This is a genomic window from Pseudoalteromonas sp. UBA2102 (assembly GCF_002331165.1).
GTDB classification, from domain to species: Bacteria; Pseudomonadota; Gammaproteobacteria; order Enterobacterales; family Alteromonadaceae; genus Pseudoalteromonas; species Pseudoalteromonas atlantica.
Genome location: NZ_DCYU01000006.1, coordinates 1 through 8457, shown reverse-complemented (window position 1 = coordinate 8457; position 8457 = coordinate 1). Strand labels below are relative to the sequence as shown.

The 8457-nt window shown below is 40.6% G+C and carries 10 protein-coding genes; 4 read left to right on the top strand and 6 right to left on the bottom strand.

Features of this window, described 5'->3' with window-relative positions:
• Nucleotides 1–69 precede the first annotated feature (69 nt).
• Both B2R65_RS00540 and B2R65_RS00535 read right to left on the bottom strand, forming a co-directional pair.
• The gene (locus B2R65_RS00540) at nt 70–228 is read right to left on the bottom strand and encodes a VOC family protein (protein WP_004589679.1); all 159 of its coding nucleotides are present in this window, start codon (nt 226–228) and stop codon (nt 70–72) included.
• A 13-nt stretch (nt 229–241) separates the two neighbouring features.
• Nucleotides 242–1177, bottom strand: coding sequence for a LysR family transcriptional regulator (locus tag B2R65_RS00535; RefSeq protein ID WP_055255044.1), 936 nt, complete (start codon nt 1175–1177; stop codon nt 242–244).
• Nucleotides 1178–1633: 456 nt separating this feature from the next.
• On the opposite strand from B2R65_RS00535, the gene B2R65_RS00530 reads away from it, so the two are divergent.
• The 4 genes from B2R65_RS00530 (at nt 1634) to B2R65_RS00515 (ending at nt 4865) form a co-directional block, all read left to right on the top strand.
• Entirely contained in the window at nt 1634–2740 is a 1107-nt protein-coding gene (locus B2R65_RS00530) for an L-dopachrome tautomerase-related protein (RefSeq protein WP_154946019.1), read from the top strand.
• A gap of 52 nt (nt 2741–2792) precedes the next feature.
• Nucleotides 2793–3347, top strand: a complete 555-nt coding sequence (locus B2R65_RS00525) for a thioredoxin family protein (RefSeq protein ID WP_286740060.1) — start codon at nt 2793–2795, stop codon at nt 3345–3347.
• Nucleotides 3344–4135: a glycine betaine ABC transporter substrate-binding protein gene (locus B2R65_RS00520; RefSeq protein WP_286740057.1), complete on the top strand. Its 792-nt coding sequence runs from the start codon at nt 3344–3346 to the stop codon at nt 4133–4135. Before B2R65_RS00525 ends, B2R65_RS00520 begins: the two co-directional genes overlap by 4 nt.
• 76 nt (nt 4136–4211) lie before the next feature.
• Nucleotides 4212–4865, top strand: a complete 654-nt coding sequence (locus tag B2R65_RS00515; protein ID WP_286740055.1) for a nitroreductase family protein — start codon at nt 4212–4214, stop codon at nt 4863–4865.
• Between the two features lie 52 nt (nt 4866–4917).
• On the opposite strand, the gene B2R65_RS00510 is transcribed toward B2R65_RS00515, so the two are convergent.
• The 4 genes from B2R65_RS00510 to B2R65_RS00495 form a co-directional block, all read right to left on the bottom strand.
• A complete protein-coding gene (locus B2R65_RS00510; protein ID WP_256850251.1) occupies nt 4918–5502 on the bottom strand; it encodes a class I SAM-dependent methyltransferase in 585 nt (194 codons plus the stop codon).
• Between the two features lie 264 nt (nt 5503–5766).
• Nucleotides 5767–6399 (bottom strand): glutaredoxin 2, encoded by a 633-nt coding sequence (grxB, locus tag B2R65_RS00505; protein ID WP_273586792.1) that lies wholly within the window; start codon nt 6397–6399, stop codon nt 5767–5769.
• Nucleotides 6400–6728: 329 nt separating this feature from the next.
• Nucleotides 6729–7706, bottom strand: a complete 978-nt coding sequence (locus tag B2R65_RS00500) for an L-dopachrome tautomerase-related protein (RefSeq protein ID WP_286740046.1) — start codon at nt 7704–7706, stop codon at nt 6729–6731.
• 8 nt (nt 7707–7714) lie between these two features.
• Nucleotides 7715–8206 (bottom strand): cupin domain-containing protein, encoded by a 492-nt coding sequence (locus B2R65_RS00495; RefSeq protein WP_029774290.1) that lies wholly within the window; start codon nt 8204–8206, stop codon nt 7715–7717.
• Nucleotides 8207–8457: the final 251 nt, after the last annotated feature.

Genomic DNA, 8457 nt, shown 5'->3' with positions numbered 1-8457 from the left:
AGCAACTACATGACGATATTTATGCCTTGTTATCACGCTATTTATCTGCCGCTATAAATACCTAATAACTTAACACGATTGGTATAAAAACAAACTACATTCACCTGATGTTGCTATGCTTAAATCAGCTGATGCAGGCTCAATAGTAAAGCCAAGCGCCTGATAAAAGTCGCACGATTGCTGATAATTTTTACACGGCACAAACACTCTAATATCATCAACTTGCATTATCAGTCCTTCATTAGCCAAGCACGCTTTTATCAATAATCCCTTTTGCAATAAGAGCTTTTAAAATACCGGCGCTTTTTTCTCTAAAGGCATCGCGAAGTAAGCGCACCGCCGGAGTGATTGACTGCCTACTTGGGCACACCAACCAAAGCTCTGTAGGCGTGGGTTTAAAGTTTGGCATAACACTTATGACATTACCGGCAAGTAATTCATTAGACATATCTAAGCACGATTTAACCGCCAGCCCCTTGCCCGACACACACCAGCGCCTTACTAAATCGCCATCGTTAGCCGCATGGCCACCGTGCAATTTTACTTTAAACTCTTCGCTGGCATCGCTAAATACCCATACATCTTTAATTATATCTTGCAGTTGATAAAACAGCCCTTTATGTTCTGTTAAATCATGTGGATGAGCCGGCGTGCCATGTGTATCAAGGTAGCTTTGTGCTGCGCATAAAATACGCGGTACATCGCAAATTTTAAAACCGTACATGCTGGCATCGTTAGGTTTACCATAACGCAGTGCAATGTCGACCGAGTCACGATAAAAGTCGATATTACTGTCGCTTATATTGGCGCGCAAGCTGAGCTGAGTGTGGGTTTGCATGAACTCGTCAAGCCAGGGGATCACAATGTTGCGCCCTAAATCAGAAGAAAGCGCAATACGCAGCTCGCCATCAATTATATCGTCATCGCTTTTAAGTGTATTTTTGGCTTGTTCAAGCATTGCCAATGCTTGCTGGCATTGCGGAATGTAACGCTCGCCGGCTGCAGAAAGCCTTAAATGGCGAGTGGTGCGTATAAATAGTTCAAAACCTAAAGCCTGCTCTACCCTTTTAACAGCAGCACTTGCTGTGGCGGTGCGCATATCTAAATTTGATGCTGCAGCAGTAATACTTTTAAACTCTGCCACTTTTAAAATTACCTGTAAGTCTTCTAAAAGCATTGTGTTTTAATCCATTATCAACTTAATAATTTAATTATTATTTTTGGCAAAATTAAGCGCTTTAGGTTTGCTTACAGTGTATTGAGCAATCAAAAAGTGATTTATTGTCTATTTATATTTGACAATGCTTATCTATTGCGCGGTTTATCAATATAAAGGCAAATATTACACTGTACCCAACAGCTAGTCACTAACCACTATTTATTAAATTAGGACAATCTTTAAGGCGTTTATTAGTAAACCCAGCTTTTGGGCATTAATAGTATGTTTAAAAAGCAAATTTGTTTAAAGCAAGCGCTCGCCCTTTTAATTAACCAATATTATTTGATAAAGATTCAATTATTACCCTGTTTATCACATAAAAATTCTCACCTATTATTCACCTCAACGCAAGCGAAGTCATTTAGGCTATTTAAATCGCTTTACTCTATTTTTTAGCATAACGGGTATCACAGTATGAAACGATTAAAAACCACTTTAGCAATAGCAACCCTGTCATTAGCCGCAAGTGCTTTTTCAAGCGCCTATGCAGCAGACGTTGGCCCCCTTGAAACGGTGACTACTTTTAATAAATATCGCGGCGCAGGTATAACTATAACACCTGCAGGGCGAATGATTGTAAGCATGCACCCGCTTGATGCACCAAAAACGCGAGTAGTTGAAATTATGGCAAACGGTGATCAACAACCTTTCCCTAACGAAGATTGGGCTGACGGCCCCGAGCTTGGCAAAGTAGGCCTTGCAGCCGTAATTGGCGTGCATAGCGACAGCAAAGGTGTGGTGTGGATTTTAGACATGGGCAGCGAGCAAGTAGCCCCAAAACTTATAGCCTGGGACAGCGTTGCCAACACCTTAGTTAATACCATTGAATTAAATAAAGACGCTGTACTTGATAACTCGTTTTTACAAGACTTTGTTATTGATGAACGTAACGACAAAATTTACATTGCCGATATGTCTTTTGGTAACTTTATGGGCGCCACTAAACCTGCGTTTATTGTTGTTGATTTAAAAACCGGCGAATCAACGCGTGTACTTGAGGGCAATGCTAAGCTAATGCCAGAGGAGCGCGATATTGTCATCGAAGCCTCTCCTGTTGCATCTAAATCAGCAAAAGGTGAAACAACAAACCTACGTTTTGGTTTAAACCCAATTACCATTGATGATAAAAATGAATGGGTATACTTTGGCGCATTTACAGGCACAAGTGTTTACCGTATTCCGGCAAAAACGCTCGCTGATAGCACGTATTCAGATGCTAAAAAAGCAAAAAGCATTGAAGTGTTTGGCCCTAAAAACCCAAGCGATGGCATGACCTACGCGCCAGGTGGCGGTATTTTAGTAACCGACCTTGAAAACAATGCCATTGGCTTAACGACTAAAGGCCACTACGAAATAATTGTTCAAGACAAACGATTATCATGGCCTGATAGCCTAGCAGTGAGCAATGGTTGGATTTATGTAACACAAGATCAGCTCCACCAGCACCCTGCATTTAGCCAAGGCTTTGGTAATGCAAAACCACCTTACGTATTAACGCGTTTTCGCTTTAATCAAAAATAATTAATTATTTTTATAAGCCAGCCATACCCGCTGGCTTTTTAGGAGTTAAGTTATGTTACTCGATACCCCTATTTGTGACTTTGGCTGGCAAGCGCCCTACTTTACGTTAAAAACCCCGCAAGGCGAGCCTTTTACCTTAGCCGACAACCTAGGCGAAAACGCCTTGTTAATCATGTTTATTTGTAACCATTGCCCTTATGTGCAACGTGTTGCAAGGCGCTTAAGCGAAGATACCGCGTTATTAATAAACGAAGGTATAAATGTGTTAGCTATTATGTCGAACGACTATAAAAGCGTCCCTGCTGACTCCCCAGCTAATATGGAAAAATTTGCTAAGCAGCACGGCTTTTTGTTTCCCTACCTTGTTGATGAAAACCAAGGCGTAGGCAAACAGTATGGCGCGGTTTGCACGCCTGATTTTTTTGGTTTCAATAAGCACGGGGCACTGCAATACCGTGGCCGCTTAGACGATGCAAAAATGAATAACGATGCACATCGCACTCCTGAGTTAGTTAATGCCATGCGCCAAATTGCGGCCACAGGCAAAGGTCCTGAGCAGCAAACACCCAGCATGGGCTGCTCTATAAAATGGAGTAATTCATTATGAGTACAATACATTTAAAATTGGGCGTAACCGATTTATCGTTTCACCATGTTACGGCCTCTTTAGTGAGCCATGTTTTAACTGATATGGGCTTTACCGTTGAGCGTATTTATGCGCCGCATCAAGATAACTTTAAAAACCTTAAATCTGGTGAAGTAGATTTACTCGCCTCAGCATGGCTGCCTTCAAGCCACGGTGTTTATAAAGCCGATGTTGAACAAGTTATGCCACTCGTTGAGCTTGGCTTACATTATGAGCCTTATGCACACTGGGGCGTACCAGATTACGTACCGCAAAGTGCAGTAAACGAAATTAGTGATTTGCTAAAGCCAGATGTGCTTTCAAAAATGCAAAAAACAATTCAGGGCATTAATGCCGGTGCTGGTATTACCCGTTTTTCTATTAATATGATGAAAGAATATGGGCTGACGAGAGCAGGGTATGAGTTTTTAACCGGCACAGAGCATGACTGTTTTAGCGCGTTTGAAAACGCCGTCGCCACCCAAACCTGGTGCGTAGTGCCGTTATGGAAGCCACAATTTTTGCATTACAAGCACACAATACGTGAGCTTAAAGAACCACAAGGGTTACTTGGCGTTGTTGATAGAGCTGTTTTACTCCTAAGAGAAGATAAACAAGCGCTGTTTAACCAAGCACAGTTAAACACCCTTGATAAATTACGCTTTTCAAATGAGATCATTGCCGAGCTTGACTATAAAGTATGCAAAAACTTACAACCACTCGATGACGTAACGCGTAATTGGCTTAATAACAATCCAATTAAAAAGTAAATTGTGCTTTGTTTTTTTTAAAAAAGGCTCAATATAGACACTACTTGGCTAAAATAGCCACTTAACGGAGATAACCATGACCCATCCAATTATTAATGATTTAGAAAAACGTTATACAACTAAACGCTACACAACCAAGCGTATTCCTCAAGATGATCTAGATGTAATTTACGAAGCTATGCGTCTTTCTCCTTCATCTATTAACTCGCAGCCGTGGAAATTTATTGTTATTGAGTCAGACGAAGCTAAAGAGCGTATGCACTCTACGTCTGCTAATAAATTTCAATTTAATCAGCCGCATATTAAAACTGCATCGCACGTTATTTTATTTGCTTACAACCCTAAATATAAACGTGATGACTACGCACAAGTCATTGATGCAGATATTAAAAATGGCCGTACTCAAAGTGAAAACCGCGAACAAGCGTTTGGCGCATTTGCTTTTGTTGATATGAATACCGATGAGCAAGGCAACAATGCAATGTGGACCAAAGCGCAAACTTACATTGCCCTAGGCAACACAATGCACGCCGCAGCACGCTTAGGCGTTGATTCAACACCTATGGAAGGTGTAGATGCACAGCTTATTGGTGAAGTGTTTGAACAAGAGCTCGATGGCTATATTTGTGATGTAGCGTTAGTACTTGGCTACCACGATGACACTGAAGATTATAACGCTAAGTTACCTAAATCTCGCTTAGCAAAAGAGCAAGTTATACAGGTTTTATAAAAACCTATTAAAAAAGCTTAGCGCTAATGAGTTCTAAGCTTTTATATTCATTTTATTTTTTAGCAATAGCTTGCAGGACCGACGCTAAACCCGTGTGGTATGTGCCTTCAAACACTTCTCGCTTTAGCTCTTCTAAATGTATAAAGCTAAGCTCGGTTAAGTCATCTTGTAAATCGCTTTTTGAGGTTTTAGTATCGACACTTGGGCCGCCTCCGGTATTATAATTTACTTGCTCAGGCGTATAGGCCTCAAGTAAAAACACCCCACCTGGCTTTAAGCCTTTAACAGCGCGCTTATATACCGCTGAACGCACGGCACTTGGTAAAGGGCAATAAATAGACACTACTGCATCCCATTTTTCTTTTCCAAAATCAAACTTCGCTAAATCGGCGTGTACAAGCTCAATGTTTACGTTGTGCTCTTTGGCAAGCTTTGCCGCTTTTTCAAGCCCTACTTTTGAGCCATCAACCGCGGTAACGCTGTAACCCATTTTTGCTAAAAATACCGCATTTCGTCCCTCACCTTCGGCTAAGCTAATAACATTGCCTTTAGGTAATTGCTTATAGTGCTCGGCTAAAAAATCGTTTGGCTGTTTGCCATAAGCGTATTGCTGAGTGTTATACCTTTCATCCCACATAATAGCTCCTGGTATTATTTTGCGTATTCATAGCGCTCTATACGCCTGCTTAATAATTCCACTAATAATATGTAGTGTAAATAGGTAACTAATTTTTTAATGTTATTAATATACTACGCAGCCATGCTCACGCACACTACTAAGTGCTGGATTAAAAGGGGGGATTTTCAGAGCTAAATAAAAAAAGCCAGTGACGAGGTCACCGGCCAAAAGAAGGCAATACGAAGGGAGTCGTACTGGCTGTTAAAACTTTTTCAGTATTCGCTATCTTAATAATGGCACATGAGATTCTAATGCCTGATAGTTCATCCATTGGTTTAATTGCTCTGGCCAGGTAATGGTTGGCTCGCAATATAAACCGCGTAATATAGAAAAATAAATAGCGCTATCAAGCAAGCTTAATGACGTTTTACCATTATTAATATTGAGCTGCTTTTCGGTGCCAATTAAAAATTCATTTACTTGTAAAACTATCTCGGAGGTTGATGCTATTAGGTTTACAAAGTTAAGCTCTGTCGATTGCTTGTTATCTTCCCACGCTATACGGCTAGATTCTGTTTTAAACTCTTTTAAATCCAGTAATGGCCAGCGCGGCAAACCAATTTGCAATAAAGGCGCAAACGAGCCACCTTGCCACTCAATAGCCCCTTGCGTTGGCTTGTTTGATTCGCTAGAGCCAGCAAGTTCAATAAACAGGCTAATAATTTCGTTACTTTCACCCATAACAGTGCCGTCATCCATTTCAAGAATAGGTACCATTTTTTTACCAATTAGTTTTGTTGGTGTTTCAGTGTCGTCGTAATCAAGTACAACGTCATCAAGCTTAATGCCTAATTTGCCTGCTACATACTTAACACGCGCACAAAAAGGACAATGAGAGTAACTGTATAGTTTCATAATTAAAGCCTAAAGCGGGTTAAGTACCTATGCCCGTAAGATACCCAAATAGTCAGCGCAGAAAAACCGCATTTAGGTTGAAACTTTATCTTGTAAAAATTGATAATCACGCTTTAAAAAGTAAATAAAATAAAAAACACGCCATAAAGGCGTGCTTAATTTACACATTATAGTTAGCGCCCTATTACGCCCTCAGCTAAAGGTTTGAATCTAAATATGTAATAGGGTGCTTTATTTTGAGCATTGCCGTTATTAAGTTGTGCCGAAAGCGGCAATTGCGCAGCGCCGGTGTACATGTAACCCTCTGGTCCAATGCTTACACCATCAGGTCAAATCATGTTTTTATCGTACGTGTAATCACGGTACGTACGTGTTTTGGCATCAATAACGCCCAAAGTACGCTCACCCACTATGGTTAAATATAAATTATCATCAGCATCAATACTTAAACCACCGTTTACTGGTTTTTGTGCGTATTGCTCTACACGTTCGCCTAGTTGTTTATCAGTTAATTGCTCGTTAGCAATGTCGGCCATTTTAATACGGTAAACATACTTTTTATTAAGCGGAGCAAAGTAAAGCCATTGCTGCGCGTTATCAAGCACAATGCCATCGGCACCAATAAAGGCATTAAGTTGCTTTTGGTTATCAGTCCCTTCATCAATCATTATTGGCATTGTGTAATCGGGTAATGCACTTTCGTGACCTTGCAGTACTCGCCGGCTCTTACCTGTTTTAGTATTAACGATAATAAGGGCGGCTTGCTTGCCATTTCCGCCATCCGCAATACCTTCATCAGCGATCACCAATGTATTGTATTTGCTCGATATAGCTAAATCATTAAGTTGAGATTGAGCAACCGATATAGGGCTAGGTAAATAAATAATTTTATTAAGCTTATTGTTTAGCGCATCCCATGCTATCAGCTTTGGCGTAATACGCGGTTGCGCCTGGCCTGAGTCGAGTATCCATACATTACCTCTGTCATCAGCTCTTACCCCTAATACCCAATTTAAATAGTTAGCGGGATTTTTTAAGCTGCCATCACTTTTATAAGGGGTTTGCATTTGCGCATTAGGAAATGGCTCCACATCACCACTTTTTAAAAGCTCCCCCACTTTTACTTTTGGGTTATAAAAAGGGTGATAACTAAAAATAAAGCGCTTGTTTTGTGTATACGTAATACCGCCCACAGCACCGTCGGTTTGTGCGTAAACCTCAGCGGGTACCGTGTCATTTGCAAAAGCCGAGGCACTTATTAGCAAGGCTATAACGCTTAGCCCTAATTTAGATTTATTTAAAAACATAATTTGCCCTACTTTTGCTTAATGTAATTAGCTGTGCCGTCTATCCAGTCTTGTCGAGCTGGGGCAAAAAAATCAATATCTACCGTATCTTGGGTAAAGTGAAATTCGTGCGGTACATTGGCCGGAATCACCATCATGTCACCCGCTTTCATAAGGTATTGTTTACCGCCAGAAAACACTTTAGCTTCGCCTGACATGATCCACGTCACTTGTTCATTCGGGTGTTTATGAAGCGGTACTTTGCCGCCTTTTTTAGCCACCCATTTTACAAACGTAGATTGCGTACCATGAAAATATTGGCGTGTTAAATATGGGCCCATTTGCTCTTTGGGTTGGCTGTCGAGATTAAGTAAAAAAGGGGCGTTGGTAATGTGCTGATTATAACTATCCATTATGCCCATTTGGGGTGCAGGCGTTATTTGCTGTTCAAGTTTACTTTGCGCTGCCCATACGCCACTGCTTGTTAAAGCAGTTGCTAGTAAAAGCGTGTTAATTTTCATAGTTTCACCTAAATAATAAACTGTGTGCGGCTGCACTGACTATTTAGGTAAAGTTTACAGGCTGAGGATTTTTGAAAAAGCCGCCTAGGCAAGAAATATTATCAAATAAAAACGAGTAATTAATTACTTATTGCACAATAAAAACCCAGCAATAAAGCTGGGTTTTACTTAGGTAATGCTTAAAAAACCTTAACTGACCTTTAATTCTTGCATTTGTATGTACTGTGCTAAGTCTTCAATCGTTACCACTG

Bases quoted from the DNA above. Each gene is read 5' to 3' on its own strand.
- B2R65_RS00520 (WP_286740057.1), top strand. From the start codon at position 3,344: ATGAGTACAATACATTTAAAATTGGGCGTAACCGATTTATCGTTTCAC.
- B2R65_RS00495 (WP_029774290.1), bottom strand. From the start codon at position 8,206: ATGAAAATTAACACGCTTTTACTAGCAACTGCTTTAACAAGCAGTGGC.
- B2R65_RS00510 (WP_256850251.1), bottom strand. From the start codon at position 5,502: ATGTGGGATGAAAGGTATAACACTCAGCAATACGCTTATGGCAAACAG.
- B2R65_RS00525 (WP_286740060.1), top strand. From the start codon at position 2,793: ATGTTACTCGATACCCCTATTTGTGACTTTGGCTGGCAAGCGCCCTAC.
- B2R65_RS00540 (WP_004589679.1), bottom strand. From the start codon at position 228: ATGCAAGTTGATGATATTAGAGTGTTTGTGCCGTGTAAAAATTATCAG.
- grxB (WP_273586792.1), bottom strand. From the start codon at position 6,399: ATGAAACTATACAGTTACTCTCATTGTCCTTTTTGTGCGCGTGTTAAG.
- B2R65_RS00515 (WP_286740055.1), top strand. From the start codon at position 4,212: ATGACCCATCCAATTATTAATGATTTAGAAAAACGTTATACAACTAAA.
- B2R65_RS00530 (WP_154946019.1), top strand. From the start codon at position 1,634: ATGAAACGATTAAAAACCACTTTAGCAATAGCAACCCTGTCATTAGCC.
- B2R65_RS00500 (WP_286740046.1), bottom strand. From the start codon at position 7,706: ATGTTTTTAAATAAATCTAAATTAGGGCTAAGCGTTATAGCCTTGCTA.
- B2R65_RS00535 (WP_055255044.1), bottom strand. From the start codon at position 1,177: ATGCTTTTAGAAGACTTACAGGTAATTTTAAAAGTGGCAGAGTTTAAA.